The organism is Bartonella sp. AP58NXGY, from assembly GCF_042195785.1.
GTDB lineage: Bacteria > Pseudomonadota > Alphaproteobacteria > Rhizobiales > Rhizobiaceae > Bartonella.
On the sequence record NZ_JBHIOY010000223.1, the window covers coordinates 1 to 747 of the forward strand.

Genomic DNA, 747 nt, shown 5'->3' on the forward strand with positions numbered 1-747 from the left:
TATATACTTTTTCACATTGATGATATTTTTTATTTTGCTATTTTTAATCTTGCAGATAGTTTTATCACTTTGGGTGTTATTGCCATCCTTATTGAGGAACTGCGTACTTGGATGAAAGCAAGACGTCATTCAAACCATACATCTTCTCATTGATCTTCTCATTGCCTTAAAAACAGAGATTTTTAAACACCATAAGCTTGATTACAAATCCTCTTGGATAATTCTTGCAGCTAATCATTTCACGTATTTTTTTATGAGATTTTATTTTCTCTTCAACTTTATATTTCCATCCTTCAGCAATACAAAAGAACTGACTTAAAATGGAAATCAATATCTTTTTATCTATATGTCTCTATCACACCCTAAGAAAAAATATTTTACAGCTTTTTATTAGCACGCAAATCCTGCTCGTGTGTCGTGCAAGAAAATGATCTTGATGGATTGAATATAAACAGATTTGTCATCAGACAATCTTACGATATTTTTGTGAGAAATATTTAGAGTGAAAAATAGCGCGATGTTATGCGCTACTCTCCTCATTACTATAAAGATAGATATTTTGTAGGTGGAAATTATAGGGTCCCTGAGAATAATAAAAATATCTCAGTATCGTCTTTTTATCTTGCAAAAATATGGCGAAAAACGGAAATATTTTTCATGAAAATGGTCCTTTTCCTTACCAATTTGTAAGGTTCCTTGCTTCGATAAATCTCTTGTAATTTTTAAATAAATCTCCATAATAAAGGG

The 747-nt window shown here is 30.5% G+C and carries 1 pseudogene; it reads left to right on the plus strand.

From position 1 onward, the window contains the following. Nucleotides 1–153 (plus strand): annotated as a pseudogene (locus ACFINC_RS10575) (signal peptidase II); the annotation flags it as partial. Nucleotides 154–747 lie beyond the last annotated feature (594 nt).